Origin of the sequence: Herbidospora galbida, assembly GCF_005233835.1 — a bacterium.
Taxonomy (GTDB): Bacteria; Actinomycetota; Actinomycetes; order Streptosporangiales; family Streptosporangiaceae; genus Herbidospora; species Herbidospora galbida.
This window is the reverse complement of sequence record NZ_SZQA01000049.1, coordinates 21,702-45,175: the sequence shown is the minus strand read 5'-3', so window position 1 is coordinate 45,175 and position 23,474 is coordinate 21,702. Positions and strand designations below refer to the sequence as shown.

At 73.7% G+C, this 23,474-nt stretch carries 14 protein-coding genes; 10 read left to right on the top strand and 4 right to left on the bottom strand.

Annotated features, from left to right (window positions below; genetic code table 11):
• Positions 1-16 precede the first annotated feature (16 nt).
• Together FDA94_RS34340 and FDA94_RS34335 are read left to right on the top strand one after the other, a co-directional pair.
• A complete protein-coding gene (locus tag FDA94_RS34340) occupies positions 17-9,529 on the top strand; it encodes a non-ribosomal peptide synthetase (RefSeq protein WP_246060309.1) in 9,513 nt (3,170 codons plus the stop codon).
• Entirely contained in the window at positions 9,526-9,723 is a 198-nt protein-coding gene (locus tag FDA94_RS34335; RefSeq protein ID WP_062331650.1) for an MbtH family protein, read from the top strand. The genes FDA94_RS34340 and FDA94_RS34335 overlap by 4 nt, the downstream gene beginning before the upstream one ends.
• 241 nt (positions 9,724-9,964) lie before the next feature.
• On the opposite strand, the gene FDA94_RS34330 is transcribed toward FDA94_RS34335, so the two are convergent.
• Positions 9,965-10,627: a TetR/AcrR family transcriptional regulator gene (locus FDA94_RS34330; protein WP_137251223.1), complete on the bottom strand. Its 663-nt coding sequence runs from the start codon at positions 10,625-10,627 to the stop codon at positions 9,965-9,967.
• Between the two features lie 189 nt (positions 10,628-10,816).
• Between FDA94_RS34330 and FDA94_RS34325 the strand changes: the two genes are divergently transcribed.
• Genes FDA94_RS34325 through speB form a run of 8 tightly spaced genes read left to right on the top strand, consistent with a single transcriptional unit; the run spans position 10,817 to position 18,920 of the window.
• Positions 10,817-12,367 carry an ABC transporter substrate-binding protein gene (locus FDA94_RS34325; RefSeq protein ID WP_137251222.1) on the top strand — a complete coding sequence of 517 codons (1,551 nt, stop codon included), beginning with the start codon at positions 10,817-10,819 and terminating at the stop codon, positions 12,365-12,367.
• Between the two features lie 4 nt (positions 12,368-12,371).
• Positions 12,372-13,319 (top strand): ABC transporter permease, encoded by a 948-nt coding sequence (locus tag FDA94_RS34320; protein ID WP_137251221.1) that lies wholly within the window; start codon positions 12,372-12,374, stop codon positions 13,317-13,319.
• A complete protein-coding gene (locus FDA94_RS34315) occupies positions 13,319-14,158 on the top strand; it encodes an ABC transporter permease (protein WP_137251220.1) in 840 nt (279 codons plus the stop codon). The genes FDA94_RS34320 and FDA94_RS34315 overlap by 1 nt, the downstream gene beginning before the upstream one ends.
• Positions 14,155-15,180 carry an ABC transporter ATP-binding protein gene (locus tag FDA94_RS40140; protein ID WP_212735637.1) on the top strand — a complete coding sequence of 342 codons (1,026 nt, stop codon included), beginning with the start codon at positions 14,155-14,157 and terminating at the stop codon, positions 15,178-15,180. Before FDA94_RS34315 ends, FDA94_RS40140 begins: the two co-directional genes overlap by 4 nt.
• Positions 15,177-15,974, top strand: a complete 798-nt coding sequence (locus FDA94_RS40135) for an ABC transporter ATP-binding protein (RefSeq protein WP_212735636.1) — start codon at positions 15,177-15,179, stop codon at positions 15,972-15,974. The genes FDA94_RS40140 and FDA94_RS40135 overlap by 4 nt, the downstream gene beginning before the upstream one ends.
• A complete protein-coding gene (locus FDA94_RS34305) occupies positions 15,971-16,336 on the top strand; it encodes a cupin domain-containing protein (protein WP_137251219.1) in 366 nt (121 codons plus the stop codon). Before FDA94_RS40135 ends, FDA94_RS34305 begins: the two co-directional genes overlap by 4 nt.
• The gene (locus tag FDA94_RS34300) at positions 16,333-17,937 is read left to right on the top strand and encodes a N,N-dimethylformamidase beta subunit family domain-containing protein (RefSeq protein ID WP_137251218.1); all 1,605 of its coding nucleotides are present in this window, start codon (positions 16,333-16,335) and stop codon (positions 17,935-17,937) included. The genes FDA94_RS34305 and FDA94_RS34300 overlap by 4 nt, the downstream gene beginning before the upstream one ends.
• Positions 17,934-18,920 (top strand): agmatinase, encoded by a 987-nt coding sequence (gene speB, locus FDA94_RS34295; protein WP_246060308.1) that lies wholly within the window; start codon positions 17,934-17,936, stop codon positions 18,918-18,920. Before FDA94_RS34300 ends, speB begins: the two co-directional genes overlap by 4 nt.
• Before the next feature lie 32 nt (positions 18,921-18,952).
• Here the strand turns inward: speB and FDA94_RS34290 are convergent, their stop codons facing one another.
• From FDA94_RS34290 to FDA94_RS34280, 3 genes are read right to left on the bottom strand one after another with little or no spacing between them, the layout of a single operon-like run.
• The gene (locus FDA94_RS34290; RefSeq protein WP_137251216.1) at positions 18,953-20,032 is read right to left on the bottom strand and encodes an iron-siderophore ABC transporter substrate-binding protein; all 1,080 of its coding nucleotides are present in this window, start codon (positions 20,030-20,032) and stop codon (positions 18,953-18,955) included.
• A 9-nt stretch (positions 20,033-20,041) separates the two neighbouring features.
• Positions 20,042-21,766 carry an ABC transporter ATP-binding protein gene (locus FDA94_RS34285; RefSeq protein ID WP_137251215.1) on the bottom strand — a complete coding sequence of 575 codons (1,725 nt, stop codon included), beginning with the start codon at positions 21,764-21,766 and terminating at the stop codon, positions 20,042-20,044.
• Positions 21,763-23,418 carry an ABC transporter ATP-binding protein gene (locus FDA94_RS34280; RefSeq protein WP_246060307.1) on the bottom strand — a complete coding sequence of 552 codons (1,656 nt, stop codon included), beginning with the start codon at positions 23,416-23,418 and terminating at the stop codon, positions 21,763-21,765. The genes FDA94_RS34285 and FDA94_RS34280 overlap by 4 nt, the downstream gene beginning before the upstream one ends.
• Between the last annotated feature and the right edge of the window lie 56 nt (positions 23,419-23,474).

Genomic DNA, 23,474 nt, shown 5'->3' with positions numbered 1-23,474 from the left:
GCCCCGGCCCGGCCGGGTGCCCGCGTCGGCCGCGCAGCGGCGTCTGTGGCTGGCCGAACGCCTCTCGGGCGGCGACGCCTACCACTTCCCGCTGGTCATGAAGGTGCGCGGCGCGTTCGACCGGGCCGCGTTCGAGCAGGCGCTGAACGACGTGGTGCGGCGGCACGAGGTGCTGCGCACCGTCATCGAGGAGATCGACGGCGAGCCCTACCAGGTCGTCACCGACCTCCCGCTGACGTTCACCGACGACCCCCACCGGCCCTTCGACCTGACGGCCGAGCCGCCCATCCGGGTCTCCGTCCGGCCGACCGGCCCGGACGAGCACGAAGTGGCGATCATCCTGCACCACATCGCCACCGACGAGTGGTCCGACCGCCCGTTCCTGCGCGACCTGGACACCGCCTACCGGGCGCGACTCCTCGGCGCGGCCCCCGATTGGGAGCCGCTCCCGGTCCAGTACGCCGACTACACCCTCTGGCAGGAGCGCCTGCTGGCCCACGACGGCGACCGCCAGCTCGCCTTCTGGCGCGACCGGCTCGACGACCTGCCCGACGAGATCGCCCTGCCGTACGACGGCCCGCGCGTCCCCGGCGGCCCTTCGGGCGTCATCCGCCTGGACGTCCCCCACGCCGACGCCCTCAGGGAGCTGGCCGCCGCCACCGGGACCAGCGTGTTCATGGTCCTCCAGGCCGCCGTCGCCGCCCTGCTGCACCGGCTGGGGGCGGGCGACGACATCCCGATCGGGGCGCCGATCGCGGGCCGTACCGACGAAGGGCTCGACGACCTCGTCGGGTTCTTCGTGAACACCCTCGTCCTGCGGGCCGACCTCTCGGGCGACCCCACGTTCGGGGAGCTGCTCGACCGGGTGAAGGAGGCCGACCTGGCCGCCTTCGAACACCAGGACCTGCCGTTCGAGCGGCTCGTCGAGGACCTCAACCCGCCGCGCGTGCCCGGCCGCAACCCGCTGTTCCAGGTCATGATGGGCTACCACTACCGGCCCGGCGGCGACCCCGGCGACCCCGGCGTGCTCGGCCTGGAGACCGAGTGGATCGACACCCGGATCGAGACGGCCAAGTTCGACCTCGACTTCACCTTCGTCGACGGCCCGGCCATGACCCTGCTGCTCGAATACGCCGAAGGCCGGTTCACCGAGCGGACCGCCGCCGACCTCGCGGCCCGCGCGCTGCGGCTCCTCGGCGGGCTCCGGCTCGACACCCGGGTCAGCGAGCTGCCCGTCCTGCTCGACGGCGACGCCCCCGTCCGGAGCGACGACCGGCCGCTCCCGTTCCGGTCGATCCCGTCGATCGTCGAGGAGCTGGCGGTGACCAGGCCCTCCGACACCGCTCTGGTCACCGCCGACCGCGCCTACACCTTCGCCGAACTGGCCGCGACGGCCCGCGCGGTGGCGGCGCACGTCGCAGCCAAGGGCGCGGGGCCGGAGAAGATCGTGGGCCTCGCGGTCTCCCGCGCCGAGATGGTGCCGGCGATCCTGGGCGTGCTCGCCTCGGGGGCCGCCTACCTGCCGATCGACCGCGCCTATCCGGCCGACCGGCTGGCGTACATGATCGCCGAGACCCGGCCCGTGTGCGTGCTGGCCTCCCTCGACGACGTCGAGGGCTCCGCGGAGTTCGCCGACGTCGAGCCCGACAGCGCGGCCTACGTCATCTACACCTCCGGATCGACCGGCACGCCCAAGGGCGTCGTCGGCACCCATCGGGGCATCGCCAACCTGTTCGCCAGCCACGCCGGCGACCTGATCGCCGCCGAACCGGCCAGGGCGCTGCACGCCGCGTCGTTCAGCTTCGACGGCTCGTGGGAGCCGCTGCTCTGGCTGCTGGCCGGGCACGCGCTGTACGTGGCCGACGAGCAGACCATGACCGACCCGGCCGCGCTGCTCGCCCTGATCGAGCGCGAGCGGCTCGACTACGTCGACCTCACCCCGACCTACCTGCGGGAACTCATGCACCACGGGTTCCTCGACGGCTACGCGCCGAAGGTGCTCACGGTCGGCGGCGAGGCCACCCCGCCCGAGCTGTGGGAGCGGCTGAAGAACCAGGAGGGGGTCGTCGTCCACGACCTCTACGGCCCGACCGAGTGCGCGGTCGACGCCTACGGCTGGCACGACGGCTGGGCCGCCCCGGTGGCCGGCATCCGCGTGTACGTCCTGGACGCCCGCCTGCGCCCCCAGCCCGCCAACGTGCCGGGCGAGCTCTACCTGGCGGGCCCCGGGCTGGCGCGCGGCTACCTCAACCGGCCGGGCCTGACCGCCGAGCGGTTCACCGCCGACCCGTTCGCGGCGGGGGAGCGCATGTACCGTACCGGCGACCTGGCCCGGTTCCGCCCCGACGGCACGCTCGAATTCCTCGGCCGCGCCGACGACCAGGTGAAGCTGCGCGGGTTCCGGATCGAGCTCGGCGAGATCGAGGCCGTGCTGCGCGCCCACCCGGCCGTCACCCAGGCGGCGGTGATCGTGCGCGAGGAGACGCTGGTCGCCTACGTCGTCTCGGCCGCGACCGAGGGCGAGCTGCGCGCCCACGTCGCCGCGCAGGTGCCCGACCACATGGTCCCGGCCGCGTTCGTGGCGATGGACACGCTGCCGAGATCGGTCGCCGGGAAGCTCGACCGCCGGGCGCTCCCGGCCCCCGAACGCAAGATCTCCGTGTCGCGCCGCCCCCGGGACGCCCGCGAGGAGGTGCTGTGCGCGGTCTTCGCCGACGTGCTCGGCACCGAGATCGGCCCCGACGACGACTTCTTCGCCTTCGGCGGCCACTCGCTGCTCGGCATGCGCCTGGTCAGCCGGATCAGGGCGGTGCTGGGCGCCGAGGTCTCGCTGCGGGCGGTCTTCGACGCGCCCACCCCGGCCCGGCTCGCCCTCCGGCTGGGCGAGGCGGTCCGGCCGGGGCCCGTCCCGGTGGAGCGGCCGGAGTTCCTCAGGCTCTCCTACGCCCAGCGCCGGATGTGGCTGCTCGACCGGATCGACGACGCCGGCGCCTACGAGATCACCATGGCCTGGCGGCTGGAGGGCCCGCTCGACGTCGACGCGCTCCGGCACGCCCTGAACGACGTCGCCGGACGGCACGAGGCGCTGCGGACCGTCTTCCCCGACCGCGACGGCGAGCCCTACCAGCTGATCCTCGACGACGTGACGGTGCCGCTGGTCGAGGGCCCGGTGACGTCCGGGTTCGCGCTCGACCGTGAGATCCCCATCCGGGCGCACCTCGACGGCGGCGTGCTGACGCTGGTCGTCCACCACATCGCCACCGACGAGTGGTCGGACGCGCCGCTCCGGCGCGACCTGGCCACCGCCTACAACGCCCGCCGCCGGGGCCAGGCGCCGGAGTGGGCGCCGCTCCGGGTCCAGTACGCCGACTACACCCTCTGGGCCCCCGAAGGGGAGACCGCCCACTGGGAGGAGGCGCTGCGGGACCTGCCCGACGAGCTGGTCCTCCCGGCCGACCGGCCGCGCCCGGCGGAGAGCTCCTTCCGGGGCGGGCTGGCGGGCTTCACCCTCGACGCCGACCTGTTCGGGGGCCTCCGGGAGGTCGCGCGGGCGCACGGCGTCAGCATGTTCATGCTGACCCAGGCCGCCGTCGCCGCCCTGCTCAACCGGCTCGGCGCCGGCGAGGACATCCCCCTCGGCACCCCGATCTCCGGCCGGGGCGACGAGAGCCTCGAAGACCTCGTCGGGTTCTTCGTCAACACGCTGGTGCTGCGGACCGACCTGAGCGGCGACCCGACCTTCGCCGAGCTGCTCGGCCGGGTCAGGGACACCGCGCTGGCCGCCTACGAGCACCAGGACGTGCCGTTCGAGCGGCTCGTCGAGGTGCTCGACCCGCCGAGGTCGCTGGCCCGGCACCCCTTGTTCCAGGTCATGGTGGTCTACCTGACCGGCCAGGCCGCCCCGCCCGCGCTCGACGGCCTCACGGTCACCGAAATGGAGACCGGCCGGGACACCGCGAAGTTCGACCTGAGCGTCGACTTCATCGAGCGGGAGGCGGGCGTCGAGGGCTGGATCGAGTACAGCGCCGACCTGTTCGACCAGGCCACCGCCGACCTGCTCGCCGCCCGCCTGGTGCGGCTCCTGCGCCAGGTGGCCGCCGACCCGTCGGCCCGGGTACGCGACCTCGACGTCCACGTCGAGGAGCCCCCGGCCTTCACGGCCGTCGAGCTCCCGGCGGCCACCCTGCCCGAGCTGTTCCGCGAGCAGGCCCGCCGCACCCCCGACGCGCTCGCGCTGGTCTTCGAGGACACCCGGCTCACCTACGCCGAGTTCGACGCCCGCGTCGAGGCGACGGCCCGGGTCCTGGCCGGTCTCGGCGCGGGCCCGGAGACGACCGTCGCGGTGTCGCTGCCGCGCTCGATCGAGCTGGTCACGGTTCTGTACGCCGTCCAGCGCGCCGGCGCCGCCTACCTGCCCCTCGACCCGGACCTGCCGGCGGAGCGCCGGGCGTACATGCTTGCCGAGGCCAGGCCCGTCATCGTCGTCGACGGCCCGCTCCCGGCCGGCCCGTACGGCGACCTGCCGACGGAGTACCCGGGGCAGAGCCCGGCGTACGTGATCTACACCTCCGGCTCGACCGGCCGCCCGAAGGGCGTCGTCGTCCCGCACGAGGGCATCGCGAACCGCCTGCGGTGGATGCAGGCCGAATACGGGCTGACCGCCGCCGACCGCGTCCTGCAGAAGACCCCGGCGAGCTTCGACGTGTCGGTGTGGGAGTTCTTCTGGCCGCTGATCACCGGCGCCGCGCTCGTCGTGGCCCGGCCCGACGGCCACCGCGACCCCGCCTACCTGGCCGGTCTCATCGAACGGGAGGGCGTGACGACGGTCCACTTCGTGCCGTCGATGCTGCGCGCGTTCCTCGACGTCGAGGTGCGCGGCCTGACCCGGGTGCTCTGCTCCGGCGAGGCGCTGCCCGCCGACCTGGCGGCCCGGTTCCACGAGCGGGTCGACGCCGAACTGCACAACCTCTACGGCCCCACCGAGGCGTCGGTCGACGTCACGGCCGTCGAGGTGACCGGCGACGAGGTCACCATCGGCCGCCCGATCTGGAACACCCGCACCTACGTGCTCGACCGGTGGCTCCGGCCGGTCCCGCCCGGCGTCGCCGGGGAGCTCTACCTGGCGGGCGTGCAGCTCGCGCGCGGCTACCTCGACCGGCCCGGCCTGACCGCCGAACGGTTCGTGGCCGACCCGTTCGCGGCGGGGGAGCGCATGTACCGTACCGGCGACCTGGCCCGCTGGAACCGCGACGGCACCCTGTCCTACCTGGGCCGCACCGACCACCAGGTCAAGATCCGCGGATTCCGGATCGAGCTCGGCGAGATCGAGGCCGCCATCGGCGGCGTCAACGTCGTGGTGGCCCGCGACGACCGGCTCGTCGCCTACGTGGTCGGCGAGCCGCGCGAGCTCGACCTGGCCCGGACGCTGCCCGAGTACATGGTGCCCGCCGCCGTCGTCTGGCTCGACGCGCTGCCGCTGACCAGCAGCGGGAAACTCGACCGGAACGCCCTGCCCGCCCCCGGCTTCACCGCGGGCGACGCCCTCCCGGCGACGCCGCGCGAGGAGACGCTGGCCGGGGTGTTCGCCGACGTGCTCGGCCTGGACAGGGTCGGCGCCGAGGACGACTTCTTCGCCCTCGGCGGCGACAGCATCGTCGCGATGCGCCTGGTCGGCCGGGCCAGAGCCGCGGGCCTCCAGCTGACCCCGCGCGACGTCTTCCGCTTCCGTTCGGTACGCGGCCTCGCGGCCGTCTCCGCGGAGGCCTCCGCCGACGAGCGGTCGGTCACCTTCTTCACCCCGGAGGAGCGCGCCGAGTTCGCCGACCCGATCCTGCCGGTCACCCCGCTCCAGGCCGGGCTGCTCTTCCACGCCTCCTACGACGAGGAGGACGTCTACACCGTCCAGGTCGTCTACGAGATCGGCGGCGAGGTCGACGCCTCCCGGCTGCGGGCGGCCGGCCAGGCCCTGCTCGACCGCCACGAGAACCTGCGCGCGGGCTTCGGCCACCTGTCGTCGGGCCGCCCGGTCGCGGTGATCCCGCGGCGGGTGGACCTCCCGTGGCGGGAGGTCGCCCCGGAGGACCTCGACGCCGAACTCGCCCGCGAGCGGACCGGCTTCGTGGTCGACCGCCCGCCGCTGCTGCGCCTGCTGCTGGCCGGGAACCGCCTCGTCCTCACCCACCACCACGTCCTCCTCGACGGCTGGTCGCTGCCCGCGCTGATGGCGGAGTTCACCGCCCTCTACGAGGGCCGTCCGCACCCGGCGGCCCGCCCGTTCCGCGACCACCTGGAGTGGCTGGCCCGCCAGGACGCCGACGCCGCCGCCCGCGCCTGGGCGGCGGAACTCGACGGCGCCGAACCGACCCTGCTCGACCAGGGCGGCCACCGCCCGGCCCTGCCGCGGCTCCACGAGGTGCGGCTGACGCGCGCCGAGACCGACCGCCTCACCGCTTACGCGCGAGCCGCCGGGCTCACGCTCAACACGGTCGCGCAGGGCGCGTGGGGCCTGCTGCTGGCCCGCCTCACCGGCCGCGACGACGTCGTGTTCGGCGCGACGGTCTCCGGCCGCGACATGCCCGGGTCGGAGTCGGCGGTCGGCCTGTTCATCACGACCGTCCCCGTGCGGGCCACCCCGCGCGAGGGGGAGCGGATGACGGCGTACCTGACCCGCCTCCAGGACCGGCAGGCGGCGCTGATCGAGCACCAGTACCTCGGCCTGGCCGGCATCCAGAAGGCCGCCGGGACCGGGGACCTGTTCGACACCCTGATGGTCTTCGAGTCCTACCCGGACGCCGGCGGCCACGACCGGTTCACCCCGATCGCCCACCATGACGCCACCCACTACCCGCTGACCTGGGCGGTCGAGCCCGGCGACGAACTGGTGCTGACGGCCGAGTTCCACGGCGACCGGGCCAGGGCCGAACGCGTCGCGGACGCCCTGGTGGAGATCCTGAGGCGGGTCGCCGACGACCCGCTGGTGGGCGCCCTCGACGGCCTCGCGGCGGGGGAGCGCGCGTGGCTGCTCGACCGGGGCGCCGGCGCGGTTCTGGAAACCGGCGGCACCGTCCCCGAACTGCTCGCGGCCCAGGCGGCGGCCACCCCTGCCGAGGTGGCCCTGGTCGCCGACGGCCGGTCGTGGACGTTCGCCGAACTCACCGAAGCGGTCGACTCGACGGCGCGGGCGCTGGTCGCGCGCGGCGCGGGCCCGGAGCAGATCGTCGCACTGGCGCTGCCGCGCACGGCCGACCACGTCATCGCCATCCTGGCGGTGCTGCGGTCGGGGGCGGCGTACCTGCCGATCGACCCGGCGCTGCCGCAGGCCCGCGTCGCCGACATGCTCGCCGACGCCGCTCCGGTGCTGGTCCTGGAGTCGCTGGAGGGTCTCGACGGTTCGGCCGACCTCCCGGACGTGTACGACCCGAGGCACCCCGCCTACGTGATCTACACCTCCGGCTCGACCGGCCGCCCGAAGGGCGTCGTGGTCACGCACGCGTCACTGGCGAACCTGTTCCACAGCCACCGCGCCGACCTCCACGACCGCGTGAAGGCGGCCACCGGCCGCCGCCACCTCCGGGTGGGTCACGCCTGGTCGTTCTCGTTCGACGCGTCATGGCAGCCGCAACTGTGGCTGGTCGACGGCCACGCCCTGTACGTCGCCGACGACGAGACGCGGCGTGACCCGGTCCTGCTGGAGCGGTTCGTCCGCGACCACGCGATCGACTTCATCGAGGTCACCCCGTCGTTCCTGGCCCAGATGCCGGGCCTGGTCGACGACGGCCCGCTCGCGCTCGTCGGCGTCGGCGGCGAGGCGGTCAGCGACGCGCTGTGGACGCGTATGCGCAACGGCGTCAACCTGTACGGCCCGACGGAGGCCACCGTCGACGCGCTGGTCGCTCACACGGGCGACAGCGCGACCCCGCTGGTCGGCCGCCCGGTGGCCAACACCCGGGCCTACGTCCTGGACGCGGGCCTGCGCCCGGTCGCCCCCGGCGTCACCGGCGAGCTCTACCTGTCGGGCGCCGGCCTGGCGCGCGGCTACCTCAACCGGCCCGGCCTGACGGCGGAACGGTTCGTGGCCGACCCGTTCGCGGCGGGGGAGCGCATGTACCGTACCGGCGACCTGGCCCGCTGGACCGCCGACGGCCGGCTCGACTACCAGGGCCGCGCCGACGACCAGGTGAAGGTCCGTGGCCACCGGGTGGAACCGGGCGAGATCGAGGCGGTGCTGAGCCGCTGGGCGACGCAGGTGACGGTACAGGTCGTCGGCGGCCGGTTGGTCGCCTACGTCGTCGGCGGCGTGGACGGCCTGCGTGACCTGGCCGCCGGGGAACTCCCCGGCTACATGGTCCCCAGCGCCTTCGTCGCCCTCGACCGGCTGCCGGTGCTGCCCAACGGCAAACTCGACCGGGCGGCGCTCCCCGCGCCTTCGCTCACGCCGTCGGAGAGCCGCCCTGCGGCAGGGGAGGCCGAACAGGCGCTGGCGGCGGTGTTCGCCGAGGTGCTGGGCGTCGTCGGCATCGGCGTGGCGGACGACTTCTTCGCCTTCGGCGGCGACAGCCTGCTGGCCATGCGCGTCATCGCCCGCGCCCGCGCCGAGGGCTGGACGGTCACCGCCCGCCAGATCTTCGAGCACCGCACGGTCGAGGCCCTCGCGAAGGCGGCCCGGCGGGCGGCGATCCCGCTGACCCCGATCATGCGCCGCCTGGTCCGCCGGCCGCACATGGAGTCGTTCTGCCAGTCGGCCGTGCTCCGCGTCCCGGCCGGGCTGACCCGTGATCGGTTCGACGAGCTTCTGCGGCAGGTGGCCGAGCGCCACCCGATGCTCCGCTCCCGGCTCGCCGACGACGGCCTCCACATCGGCGAGTTCACGGTGGGCGACCTCGACCCGCGCACCGGCCGGATGGTCGCCGTCGACTGGCTCGGCGACCGCGTCCGGCTGTCGATCCACCACCTGGCGGTCGACGCCGTGTCGTGGGGCGTCATCGTCGACGACCTCGCGGCGGCGTGGCGGGGCGAGGCCCTGGCTCCGGTTCCGGTCCAGTTCCGCGGGTGGGCTTCGGCCGGTGACGACCTGCCGGAGACGGGCGTCCACGGCCTCGTCCGCGAGGCGCTCACGTCGGTGACCGAGGTCCCGGCCTTCGACGTCACCGACGCGTACCTGGTCGCGACGCTGCGGGAGGCCTTCGGCCGCGACGTCACGATCGAGGTCGAGGGCCACGGCCGCGACGGCGACCACGACCTGTCGCGTACGGTCGGCTGGTTCACGAAGATCACTGTCCACGGCGACGGCGAACCGGAGGTCCTGCTGAACTACCTCGGGCGCTCGACCTCCTCGGAGGGCGGCGACTGGACCGTCGACTCCTCCGCTGAGGAGACGCCCGACCACCCCGACGCCCCCCTGACCCACCCGTACACCATCGACGCCGTCACCATGGACGGCGTGTTCACCGCGACCTGGACGCGCGCCCCCGGGGCGCCCGACCTGGCCGACAAGTGGCGCGACGCGCTAGAGAAGGGAAACCGCGCATGAGCAGCAACCCGTTCGAGAACCCCGACGGGGTGTACACCGTCCTGGTGAACGAGGAGGGCCAGCACAGCCTGTGGCCCGAGTTCGCCGACGTGCCCGCGGGCTGGACGGTGAGCTTCGGCCCGGCGGCACGGCAGGCCTGCCTGGACCACATCGAGGCGACGTGGACGGACATGCGCCCCAAGAGCCTGCGATAACGCAGAAGGCCGGGCCTTCGCGGGCCCGGCCTCGATTCAAGTCCGCGACCCGTTCACCCAGGGCCTCGGCACTGGCGGCGAACTCATCGGCGGGGCCCGCAGGCCTCGCCGGATCCTGGGCCTGGGGACGTCGAGTTCACCTTGCCGCGCTGCACGACCTGCCTGAAAAGCCGGGTGCGCATCCGTGGCCGCCTGCCCCCGAGCCACGCCGTCGCCGCCCGTCTGTGGCTCGGACTCGTGATCAGGCCACGGGGCGGGGGGTGGCCATGGCGGTGATGTCGGGGACGAGGGCGCCGGCCTTCGCACGGACGTCGTCCAGCGTGCCGGCCTCGACGAGGACGGCGCGCAGGACGAAGTCGGCCACGTCAAGGGCGCGGGCGGCGGGCGCGCCGGAGGGGGCGGCGCCGCGCTCCCGCACCACCTCCAGCAGGAGGCCGGTGATCGCGTGCTGGACGAAGCCGGTGTCGAAGGGGACCAGTTCGCCGCCGTGGATGCCCGCCTCGATGAGTTCGCGGGTCAGGTCGTGGATCTCCGCCCGCCGCCCGGCCTGCTCGGCGAGCTCCGGGGCGCGCAGCACGTCGTCGTTGTACAGCCCGCGGACGTCGTAGGGGAGCGACAGGATCGCGGCGACGTCCACCTGCAGATAGGCGTGCAGCCGGGCGGCCACCGGGCCGGCCAGGTCCAGGGCGGCGCGGATGCGCGCCCGCGCGGGGACCAGGTCGGCGTCGAGCAGCTCGGCCAGGATGAGGTGCTTGGTCGCGAAGTGGCTGTAGATCGAGGGCTGCCGCATCCCGACCTTGTCGGCGATGTCGCGGGTGGACGTGCCGTGGTAGCCGCGCTCGGCGAACAGCCGCGAGGCCTCCACGAGGATCCGGTCTCTGGTGACTCCTCCGCCTCGGGTCATGTGAGCATCATGGCGGTCCTCCGGAGGGGGTGGCGTCAGGTAGCTTAACCAGGGTTTTTGGGCAATCCGAAATTAATATTTGGTTAACACCAGAAGGGGTTGTGTCTCTAGCCTATCGGTCGATAGCTTTGCGCCGAAAGCCAGCCCGGGTCTCCCCCGTACGAGGCCGCGCATGTCTTGGAGGCTGCGATGAACACATGGACCAAGCCGGCCGCCGCCCTGGCCGCCGCCGCGCTGGTCGCCGGCTGCGGCTCGGGAACCGGCGGCGCCGCCGGGGGCTCCGGCACCGGAGCCGTCAAGGCGGACAACGACCTCGTCATCGGCCGTACCGTCGCCGTCGACGGCATGTCGGGAGACTCCTGCTACGGCGCGGGGTCGATCTCGACGATGCCGATGATCTACGGCAACCTGCTCACCAACAAGCCGGACGGCTCGGGCGTGCAGCCCGGCATCGCCGCGTCCTACGACTACGACGCCTCCGCCCGCACCTACACCTTCCACCTGCGCGAGGACGCCGGCTTCAGCGACGGCTCCCCGGTCACCGGGAAGGACGTCGCCTTCTCCTTCGAGCAGTGGCGCGACGGCAAGACCAGCGGCGCCTACTACGACATGGTCAAGAGCGCCGAGGCCCCCGACGAGCACACCGTCGTGGTCCACCTCACCCGCCCCGACACGTTCCTGCCGGCGCTGCTGACCTGGTGCACCTCGACGGTCTACCCCCACGACTACGCCGGGAAGAAGCCCGAGGAGTTCTTCACCAAGCCGATCGGCGCCGGCCCGTTCGCGTTCGTCTCCTGGCAGAACCCCGGCCCGTCCGAGACGATCACGTTGAAGAAGAACCCCCACTACTACGGCGCCGCCAAGGGCGAGCCCCACGTCGACACGGTGATCACCAAGACCTCGGCCGACGCCGCCCAGCAGATGCTCGCCTTCCAAGGGGGCCAGCTCGACCTGATCGAGGGCCTCACCGCCGACGAGGGCAACCAGCTCCCCGCCGAGCAGGCGCGTATCCCCAAGCCGAGCCAGGCCCGGGACCTCATGCTCAACAGCAAGCGGCCGGCCCTGGCCGACGTCAACCTGCGCAAGGCCATCTCCGCCGCGATCGACCGCCAGGCGCTGGCCAGCGTCCAGCAGGGCTACGTGGTCCCGGCCACGGGCATGCTGCCGACCAACGTGCCCAACTCGGTGCCGCCCACCACGCCGTACACCTTCGACCTGGCCGCCGCCAAGGCGCTGATGGCCAAGCGCGCCGACCAGAAGCCGGTCACGCTCACCCTCGGCTTCGAGGGCGCCAGCTCGACGCTCACCACCATGGCCCAGCTGCTGCGCGACCAGCTCGCCCAGATCGGCGTCGACGTGACGCTCAAGCCCAGCGACAGCGCCACGGTCTACTCCCAGGGCCAGAGCGGCGACTACGACATGCTCATCAGCGACCTGTCGGCGATCTCGCCCACGGTGTTCGACCCGATCAGCTTCGTCCTGGCCGCCTGGTCGCCCTGGACCGGCGCTGACTCGGCGCTGCTGAAGGAGAAGTTCACCGAGGGCACCACCACCACCGAGGACTCCGTCAAGGACGCCGCCGTGCGGGCCATCCAGGACGACGCCCAGGCGCAGTCGACGGTGATCGGCCTGGTCAACATGTCGACGGCGTTCGCGGTGGCGGACTACGTCGAGGGCTTCACCGCCACGCCGTTCCTGTCCTACGACGCCGCCGCGGTCCGGATCCGCACCGGGTCGTGATCCGATGACCGGCCGCGGACGGTTCTGGTTCGTCGGCAGGCGGTTGCTGCAGGCGATCCCGCTGACGCTGGTGCTGCTCCTCCTCGTCTTCGCCATGCTCAAGGTGGTCCCCGGCGACCCGGCCCTGCAGGTGGCCGGGCCCCGGGCGAGCGCCGCGACGCTCCAGGCGATCCGGGTCCATCTGGGCCTCGATCAGCCGGTGTGGCTGCAGTTCGTCCACTACCTCGGCCGGGTCGCGACCGGCGACCTCGGCACCACCGCGACGGGCTCGACCAAGGTCAGCACCCTGATCGCGTCGGGCACGCCGGTGACGCTGGTGCTGCTCGCCGTCAGCACCGTCTTCACCGTCGTCATCGCCGGCGCGACGGCCCTGCTCGCCGCCCGCAGGCCCGACGGCCTGGCCGACCGGCTGATCAACGTGGTGGCCGCCTTCGGCGTCGGCGTCCCGACCTTCTGGCTGGGGATCGTGCTGCTGGCCGGGGTGGCGCTGCCCACTGGAGCGTTCCCGATCGGCGGCTGGGGCGACACCCCCGCCACGGTGCTGCGCGCCGCGGTGCTGCCGGCCCTGGCCCTCAGCGTCTCGGTCGCGCCGGTCCTGATGGCCAGCCTGCGCAGCGGCATCGTCGAGGCGCGGCGTTCGGAGTACCACGCCGCCGCCCAGGCCGCCGGCGTGCGGGGCTGGACGCTGACCCGCCGGTTCGTGCTGCGCAACGCGGCCGTGCCGCCGGTGTCGCTGCTGGCCGCCCTCACGACGCTGCTGCTGTCCGGCGCGGTCGTCGTGGAGTCGACCTTCGGGCTGCCGGGGCTCGGGCTGAGCCTGACCCAGGCCGCGCAGAACCGCGACTTCAACGTCATCCAGGGCCTGACCCTCGTGTTCTCCCTGGCCGTCGTGGCGGTCAACCTGGTCGGCGACGTCCTGGTCGCCCTCCTCGACCCTCGCGTGGAGGTGTGATGGCCCTCGTCCAGGTGCTCGGCCGCCGCCGGGCCCGGCGCGGCTCCGGCGCCACCGCCCTGGTGACCGGCGCGGTGCTGCTGACTCTCCTGCTGGCCGCGAGCTTCGCGGCCGGCGCGCTGACCGGCCACGACCCGGCGCTCACCGACCTGACCGCCCGGTTCCGCCCGCCCACCGCCGAGCACTGGTTCGGCACCGACCAGCTCGGCCGCGACGTCTTCGCCCGGGTGCTCGTCGCGGCGGGGACCGACCTGCCGCTGGCCCTGCTTGGGGCCGCCGTGCCGGCCGTGATCGGGATCGTGCTCGGCGCGCTCGCCGGGTACGCCCGGGGCTGGATCGGCACCGCGGTCATGCGGCTGGCCGACCTGATCCAGGCGTTCCCGTCCTACATCCTGCTGATCGTCCTGGTCTTCCTGCTCGGGCCGGGCGCCGGATCGTTCCTGGTCGGGGCCGCGGTGGGCGCCTGGGTGACCTACGCCCGGCTCGTCCGCGGGGTGGTGCTGCGGCTGCGGGAGCTCGACTACGTCCGGGCGGCCCAGGCCGCCGGGCTCGGGCACACTCGCGTCCTGCTGCGGCACGTCCTGCCCAACGCCCTGCCACAGGCCGTGGTCTACGCGGCCTCCGACATCGTGCTCGCGCTGAGCTATCTCGCGGCGCTGTCCTACCTCGGCCTGGGCATCCAGGCGCCGGGGATCGAGTGGGGGCAGATGATCGCCGAGGGGCAGCCCTTCCTGCGCAACCAGTGGTGGGTGTCGGTGATGCCCGGACTGGCGATCATCCTCGTCGGCGTCGCCGTCCGGCTCATCGCCGGCGGCCTGGAGCGGAGGCTGCAGCGATGACCCCTGTCCTGCGGATCACCGACCTCGTCCTGGAGACCGGCACCGCCGACGCTCCGCTGCGCCCGGTGTCCCACGCCGGCTTCGAGGTCGCCCACGGCGAGGCGTTCGGGCTGGTCGGCGAGTCGGGTTCGGGCAAGAGCCTGACCCTGCGCGCCGTGACCGGGCTGCTGCCCGAGGGCGTCCGCCAGGCCGGCGGCACCCTGGAGCTGGAGCGCGACGGCGCGCTGCGGCCCTACCGGTTCGCCGAGGCGCGCGGCCGGGGCATCGGCATGGTGTTCCAGGAGCCGATGACCGCGCTCAACCCCACCATGAGGATCGGCGACCTGGTCACCGCCGGGCCGCGGGCCCGCCACGGCTGGAGCCGGCGGACCGCCCGGAGCCGTGCGGTGGACCTGCTCGCCGAGGTCGGCATGCCCGACCCGGCGGCGCAGGCCCGGATGTGGCCGCACCAGCTCTCCGGCGGGCTCCGCCAGCGCGTCATGATCGCGATGGCGCTGGCCACCGAGCCGTCGGTGCTGCTGTGCGACGAGCCGACGACCGCTCTCGACGTCGCCGTGCAGGACCAGATCCTGCGGCTGCTGCATCGCATCCGCGTCGAGCGCGGGCTGTCGATCGTGTTCGTCACCCACGACCTGGGGGTCGTCCGGCGGCTGTGCGACCGCGTCGCGGTGATGTACGCGGGCCAGGTGGTCGAGACCGGGACCGTCGACGAGGTCTTCACCCGGCCGACCCATCCGTACAGCGCGGGCCTGCTGCGCTCCATGCCGACACCGGACACTCCAAGGGACCGGCCGCTCGCGGCCATCCCCGGCGGCCAGCCCGGAGCGGCGGACCGGCCGGAGGGCTGCCGGTTCGCCCCCCGGTGCGCGCACGCCCTGCCCGCCTGCGCCGGACTGGCGCACACCCTGGCCGAGGTGCCCGGGTCGCCGTCGAGGAGCGCGTGCCTGCGGGTGGCGGACCTCGGCGGGCCGCCGCTGGACCGGAAGGCCCTGGTCAGCCCACTGGGGGGAGGGACGGCATGAGGGCCGCTCCGCTGCTCCAGGTGGACGACGTCGTGGTGGACTACCGGTCCGCTCACCCGGCCGTGGACCACGTCAGCCTGGACATCCCGCGCGGCCGTACCCTCGGCCTGGTCGGGCAGTCGGGCTGCGGCAAGTCCAGCCTGGCCCGGGTCATCGCCGGGCTCGCCGCGCCCGCCTCGGGCACCGTCCGGCTCGGCGGCGCGGTGCTGCCCACACCGCGCGGCCGGGCCGACGCCACCCGCATCCAGATGGTCTTCCAGGACCCCGGCTCGGCGCTGAACCCGATGCACACCGTCCGGCGGACCCTGACCGAGCTGCTGCTGGTGCACCGCAAGGTCGCCGACCGGCGGGCCGCCACCGACCGCGCCGTCGAACTGCTGGAGCTGGTCGGCCTGGGCGCGGCCGTCCTGGACGCCCGCCCGCGCGGCCTGTCCGGCGGGCAACGGCAGCGGGTGGGCATCGCCCGCGCGCTCGCCGTCGAACCCGAGGTGCTCATCGCCGACGAGGCGGTCTCCGCCCTGGACGTCTCCGTCCAGGCGGCCGTGCTCAACACCCTGCGCGACCTCGGCGCCCGGCTCGACCTGACCATGCTCTTCATCTCGCACGACCTGGCGGTGACGCGCTACGTCGCCGACGAGCTCGCGGTCATGCACCGCGGCGAGATCGTCGAACGCGGCCTGCCCGACGACGTGCTGCGTCATCCGCGGCACGAGTACACCCGATCGCTGGTCGCGGCCACGCCGCGCATGGACGGCCCGGCACTGTCCGCGGCCGAGGAGGCACGTCCCCTATGACAGTTCTCGACGTCCAGACGATCTCCAAGAGGGACGGCGTGACCGTGGTCCCGCCGCCGACCGACTACGCCGAGGTCTCCCCGGGCTGGCGGGAGGTCGAGCACCGGGCCCGCCTCGACGTCCCCGGCGCGCTGGCCGGCGCCTGGGAGGGCGCCCCCGGTTCGGTGCGCATCCCGAGCTGGCCCTACCACGAGGTCTGCGTCCTGCTGCGCGGACGGGTGGCGATCGAGGACGCCGAGGGCGGCCGGCGCGAATTCGGGGCGGGGGAGTCCTTCCTGGTGCCGGCCGGGTTCGACGGCTGGTGGCACACCCTCGAAGCGACCGAGAAGATCTTCGTCGGGATCCCGGGAGGTGCGCGATGAGCGGCGCCTACCCCGTCCCGCGCTCCGCCTGGTCCCCGCCCGGCTGGCCCTCGCCGCGGCCGACCGGGGAGGGGCTGGATGCCTGGTGTTACACCGACCGCTTCTCCTATGGCCCGGGGGAGACCGTGGAGGTGTCCGCGTACACCACGGCCGACCGTTACTCCCTCACCGTGATCCGCGACGGCGCGCACCCCGAGGTCGTCCACCGGCAGACCGACCTGCCGGGCACCGCGCCGGAGACCCCGGCCGACGCCTACGCAGAGGGCTGCGGGTGGCCCGTCACCGCGCGCATCGCCATCCCCGGCGACTGGCCGTCGGCCATGTACCTGATCATCATCCGGGCCGAGGCGGGCGGCCAGGTCGTGGAGAACGAGCACTTCTTCGTGGTCCGCTCGGCCGAGCCCGGCCGGCGCACCCCCTACGCGCTCGTCCTGACCACCAGCACGCTGTTGTCCTACAACGACTGGGGCGGCGCCAACGCCTACCGGGGCCTCGGCGACGACCCCGCCGTGGACGTCGCCTCGCCCCGGCTCTCCATGCTCCGCCCGCTGTCACGCGGGTTCCTGCGCAAGCCGCCGGGGGCCCCGCGCAACCGGTACGAGGAGCATGTTCCGCCGTTCTGGGAACCGCGCTATCCGGTGTACGAGTGGGCGCGGCTGCGCGACTACGGCCGCCACCACGCCGACGCGTTCTGGGCCACCTACGAACGGCCCTTCGCCGTCTGGGCCGAGCAGCAGGGCTACGTCCTGGACTACCTCACCCAGGACGACCTGGACCGCGACCCGTCCGCCCTCGACGGCTACCAGTGCGCGGTCCTGGTCGGCCACGACGAATACTGGTCGTGGCGGATGCGCGACGCGATCGACGCCCTGGTGGACCGCGGCGGCAACGTCGCCCGGTTCGGCGCCAACTTCTGCTGGCAGGTGCGCATCGAGGGCACCACCCAGATCTGCCACAAGTACGTGCCCGAGGACGACCCGGTCTTCGGCACCCCCGACCAGCACCTGGTCACCCTGCACTGGGACCACCCCCTCATCGGCCGCCCCGCCACGGCCACCATGGGCCTGACCGGATTCGCCGGGGTGTACGCCGGCTACGGCGCCTCCGCGCCACGCGGCCACGGCGGCCTGCAGGTCTATCGGCCCGAGCACTGGACGCTGGCCGGCACCGACCTCTACTACGGCGACCTCCTCGGCGGGCACCCCGCCCGGATCGCCACCTTCGAGGTCGACGGCTGCGCCCATGTCGTACGGGACGGACTGCCCTTCGCCACCGGCGCCGACGGCGCCCCCGGCAACCTGGAGATCATCGCGATGGGACCCGCCGTCCGCTACGAGGAGGACCACTTCGCGGGCGCGGTGCCGCTCGGCGACCCCGGCCTGGCGGGGATCGAGGAGTACCGCGACACCCACTGGGTCGAGCGGGACGACGGCACCAGACGGCCCACCTACGGCTCGGCCATGATGGCCACCTTCACCCGGGGCGAGGGGACCGTCTTCAACTCCGGCACCTCCGAATGGGTGGCCGGCCTGATCCACCGCGACTGGTTCGTCGAGCACGTCACCCGCACGGTCCTCGACCGGCTGGGCGGGCACGCGTGATTCCCGACATCTCAGCCGGTGTCTCGGCGCTCGACCAGCCCCGCTCCGCGCCGGGCGGCCCCGTCGACGCGACGATCGTCCCGCGCTACGCGGGGGAGAACACCTTCGCCCGGCTGCCCCGGCTGCAGGACCAGCCCGGCGCGGACACCGTCATCTGGGGCGTCCCCTTCGACACCGGGGTCAGCTACCGGCCCGGGGCGCGGTTCGGCCCCGGGCACATCCGGCAGTCGTCCCGGCTGCTGCGCCCGTACAACCCGGCCCTCGACACCGCGCCGTTCGCCACCCGGCTCGTCGCCGACGCCGGAGACGTCGGGGTCAACCCCTTCGACATCGGCAGCGCGCTGGAGACGATCCAGCGGGCCGCCGCCGAACTCGCCGGCACCGGTCGCAAGCTGATCACCCTCGGCGGCGACCACACGATCGCCCTGCCGCTGCTGCGCGTCCACCACGAGCGGTACGGGCCGGTCGCCGTCCTGCACTTCGACGCCCACCTGGACACCTGGGACACCTATTTCGGCTCGCCGTACACCCACGGCACCCCCTTCCGGCGGGCCGCCGAGGAGGGCCTGATCGACCACGCGCACTCGATGCACGTGGGCCTGCGCGGCCCGCTGTACTCCCGTCTGGACCTCGACGAGAGCAAGCGGCTCGGCTTCGCCGCGGTGCACGCCCGGGACTTCGCCCGGCGATCGCTCGACGAGATCATCGAGCGCGTCCGCGACCGGCTGCGCGACCGGCCGGTCTACGTCTCGCTCGACATCGACGTCCTGGACCCGGCATACGCACCGGGCACCGGCACGCCGGAGGCCGGCGGGATGAGCAGCCGCGAACTGCTGGAGGTTCTGCGCGGGCTCGACGGCCTGCATGTGGTGGGAGCCGACCTGGTCGAGGTCAGCCCCGCCTACGACCACGCCGAGCTCACCGGCATCGCCGCCGCGCACGCCCTGTACGAGCTGATCAGCGTGCTGCCGGCCGGGAGGTGATCCACGCGGACCCCTCCCGGCCCTGCCGGTGATCAGTCGGCGGCGGGCTCCACCTTGGTCGCGGGGTCGCCGTCGATCGCCTGGGCCAGCTGCGGCACCAGCCGGTCGAGGACGTACGGGAGCGACAGCACCGTCACGAACGAGAACGCCACACCGTAGTTGGTGCTCTCGCCGACGAAGACCTCGCGGCCCTCGGCGACGACCTTCATGTCCTTGTAGACGGCGTCCTTGTGCAGCGTCTCGACGTCCTTCTTCGTGTCGGGGACCGTCCAGATGATGAGGTCCTGGTCGAGCAGGTCGCTGCGCTCCTTGGAGATGCTGGCGCCGAACTTGTCGCCGATCACCGAGTCGAGGTCGGCGGGCAGGCTGAAGCCGAGCGAGACGAGGTTGCGGGAGCGGGTGTCCTGGCTGCCGTACACGAAGAAGCCCTCATAGGGCGTGGCCACGACGGCCTTCTTGCCGGCGAACTCGGGGTGCTCGGCGGCCATCGTCTTGAACTTGGTCTCGACCTCGTCGACCAGCGCCTTGGCCTCGGTCTCCTTGCCGAGGGCCTTGCCGGTGATCAGAGTCTGCTCCTGCCACGGGATGCCGTAGTCGTTGTACGCCGCCGGCTGCGCGACGACCGGGGCGAACTTCGACAGGGTCTCGTACTGCTCCTTGGTCAGGCCGGCGTACAGGGCGAGGATCAGGTCGGGCTTGAGCGCGGCGATCTTCTCGACCTGCGGGCCGGTGCCCGGGTCCTCCAGCAGGGTCGGGACGGGGGCGCCGTTCAGCTTCGGCGTGGCCCACGGGCCGATCGCGCCGGGGAAGCCGCCGAACCAGTTGGTGGTGCCGACGGGGACGACGCCGAGCGCGATGGCGGCGTCCTGGTCGGTCAGGCCGACGGTGAAGACGCGCTGCGGCGCGGCCGGGATGGTCGTGGCGCCGAACTTGTGCTCGATCGTCACCGGGAAGGCGGCGGCGGGGGCGGTCGTGCCGGCCGGAGGGGCGGCCGGGGCCGACGCGGCGGGGGTTGCCGTCTCCGACGACGACCCGCAGGCGGCGACGGTGCCGAGCAGGAGGGAGGAGGCGAGCACCGCGGCGAACCGGATGCCTCTCGTAATGCCGAGCATCGAATTTCCTTATTCGAGGGGGTTTTCACTGGTGGGGCGGACTCCGGACCACGCCTCCCAGAGGGAGGCGTACCGGCCGCCGGAGGAGCGCAGCTCGTCGTGCGGGCCGCTCTCCACGATGCGGCCGCCGTCCATGACGACGACGCGGTCGGTCGCCGCAGCCTGGGTGAGGCGGTGGGCGACGATGAGGGCCGTGCGGCCCTCGATGGTGGTCTCGATGGCCTTCTCCAGCACCCGCGCCCCGGCGCTGCCCGCCTCGGCGGTCGCCTCGTCGAGCACGGCCACGGGCGGGTCGGCCAGGATCAGCCGGGCCAGCGCGAGCTGCTGGATCTGGGTCGCGGTGAGGCGGTGGCCGCCCTCGCCGACGACCGTGGCCAGCCCGTCGGGCAGGGTCTCGGCCCAGGTGAGCGCGTCGACCCTGGTCAGCGCTTCGCGCAGGTCGGCGTCGGTGGCGTCGGGCCGGGCCAGCCGCAGGTCGTCGGCCAGCGGACCGGCGAAGACGTGCACGTCCTGGGTGACCATGCCGACCTCGCCGGGGACGGCGATCGTGCCCTTCGACGGCCGGTGGATGCCGGCGATCAGCCTCGCCAGGGTCGTCTTCCCGGCGCCGCTCGCGCCGACCAGGGCGACCCGTTCGCCTTCGCGGATCGTGAGGTCGACGTCGTGCAGCACGGGCCGGCCCTCGTCGTAGGCGTGGCCGAGCCCGGAGACCTCGATCCGCGGGGCCTTCGGCCGGTCGAGGGCGGCCGGTTCGGGCTGGTCGATGACGCCGACCAGGCGGGCCAGCGCGGCGCCCGCCGACTGGGCGTCGTCGATCAGCACCAGGGCGGTGTTCACCGGGGCGAACAGGGAGTGGAAATAGAGGGCGGCGGCGGTCGCCGTGCCGATCGAGGCGGCGCCCGACCGGACCATGAAGAACCCGGCGACCAGCACGGCGGCCAGGCCGGCGTACTCGGCGACGTGCAGGCGGCTGTAGAAGCGCAGCACCAGGTTGACGCCCTTGAGGGTCAGCGCCACGGCGGTGTTGGAGCGTTCGGCGACCTTGGCCGTGTGGTCGGCCTCCAGCCGGAACGCCCGCACGGTCTTCGCGCCGCCGATGGTGTCGAGGAGCTGCTGCTGCTGGGCGCCTCCGGCCACCCGCTGGCGGGCGTAGAGGGGACCGGCGTTGCGGACGTACCAGCGCGCGGTGTGCCACTGGACCGGCACCGAGATCAGCGCGGCCAGCAGGAACCGCCAGTCGAGGATGGCCAGCGCGCCCAGGGTGAGCACGATCGCCAGGCCCGAGCGGGCCATCTCGGGCAGCGCGACCCGGACGGCCTCGGCGATCAGGGAGACGTCGCCGGTCACGCGGGCGGTCAGGTCGCCCGACCCGGCCCGCTCGACCTGTTCGAGCGGCAGCCGCATCGCCCGGTCGACGAACCGCTCGCGCAGCCGGGCCAGCACGGTCTCGCCGAGCCGCGACACCAGCGCCAGCCCGAGGGTCATCGCGCCGCCCTGGGTGACCGCGACCGCGACCAGCGCCAGCACCGGCGTCGTGATCGCGGCGGCGGGCTCCCCGGCGTCGACCAGGTCGACGATGGCGCCGAGCAGCGGCTGGGTGAGCAGCCCGATCGAGGTGGCCACGATCATCACGGCGAACCCGCCGAGGGCCAGCGCGCGATAGGGACGGATCAGGTCGAACAGCACCGCGCGGGTGCGGGCCGCCGTGGCGACGGGGAGCAGTTCGCGGCTCACGCGAGCACCGCCGTCCGGTAGACGGAGTTGCGGGACACCAGGTCGGCGTGCGGGGCGGCGTCGGTGATCCGGCCGCCGTCGAGCAGCACCACCCGGTCGGCCACCGCGAGCAGCGCGGGGGAGGTGGTGACGAGGATCGTGGTGCGGTCGCGCCGGACGTCGCGCAACCGGGAGGCGATGCGCGCCTCGGTCACCGCGTCGACCGCGGTGGTGGGGTCGTGGACGACCAGGACGGCGCGATCGGCCGCCAGCGCCCTGGCCAGGGCGACCCGCTGCCGCTGACCGCCCGACAACGACTGGCCGCGTTCGCTGACGTGGCCGTCGATGCCGTCGGGCAGTTCGTCGGCGACCTCGTCGGCGCCCGCCGCGGCCATCGCCTCGGGGTGGGCGCCGCCGACGTTCTCGCGCAGCGTGCCCTCGAACAGGTCGGCGTCGTGCTCGGCGACGAGTAACACGTCGCGTAGCGCGGCCGGGTCGAGGTCGGCCAGCGCCACCCCGTCGAGCTCCACGGTCCCGGACGCCGGGTCGGCGGTCCGGCCCAGGCAGCTCAGCAGGCTGACCGCGTCGGCCGGGTCGACGGCCGCCACTCCGAGCACCTCACCGGGAGCCACCTCCAGGTCGACGCCCTTCAGGGTGTCGTGGGAGACGGCGCGGAGGCGGAGCGAGCCGCGTATCGGAACAGCGACTTCCGAGGCGCCGGCGGCGATGGCGTGCGGGGCGGCGAGCACCTCCGCGATCCGGGCCGCCGAGGCCCGGCCCATCGCGAACTGGGCGTTCACCCAGGCGAAGACCTCCAGCGGGCCGATCAGGAACAGCGCGAGACCCACCGCCGAGACGAGCTCGCCGAGCGTGATCGCACCCGAGGCGGCCAGCCGGCCGCCGACCAGCGCCACGACGGCGATGAAGACGCCGGTGAGCGCGACGACCAGGCCCGTCTGCAGGGCCTCGGCGCGGGCCGCGCGCAGGGTCGCGGCGAGGGAGTCACCGCTGGTCACCCGGTAGCGGGCGACGGCGGCCGTCTCGGCGCCGATGCCCTTCAGCACCCGCAGCCCCTTGATCAGGTCGGCCGCGACGCCGGACGCGTGCGCGGCGCGGTCCTGCTGGTCTTCGCTGGCCTTCTCCAGCGGCTTGCTCAGCAGGTGGCCGAGGAACAGCAGCAGGGGAGTGCCGGCCAGCACGACCAGGCCGAGCGGAACGGAGATGCGCAGCAGCACGACCGCCGCGACCACGATGCCCATCAGCGCGGAGACGGCCAGCATCACCGACATGTTGACCGCGCCGACGCGCTTGGCGTCCTCGGTCGCGGTGTTGGTCAGCGCGCCGGGCAGACGGCCCTCCTCGGCGCCGCCGCGCGCGTCGAGGACCCGTTCGACGAGTTCCATGCGCAGCGCGTGGCCCGCCCGCTCGGCGGCGCGCTCACCGGCGCGGGCGCCGAAGCGGTAGGAGAACGACAGCGCGACGTAGACGACGGCCAGGACGACGAGCCACCGGGCCAGCGCGGGCAGGTCGCCCCCGGCCACCGCCTGGTCGATCACCACGCCGATCAGCACCGGGACCATGACCTCACCGGCCTGGTGGGCGGCTCCCAGCACGGCACCGGTGACGACGTCACGGCGCTGCCCCGAGATCGCCCGCCACAGGACAGCCCTCACCCGTCACCCTCCGCCTCGCCCCAGTAAAACTTAGGTAAGGCTACACTAACCCTGTG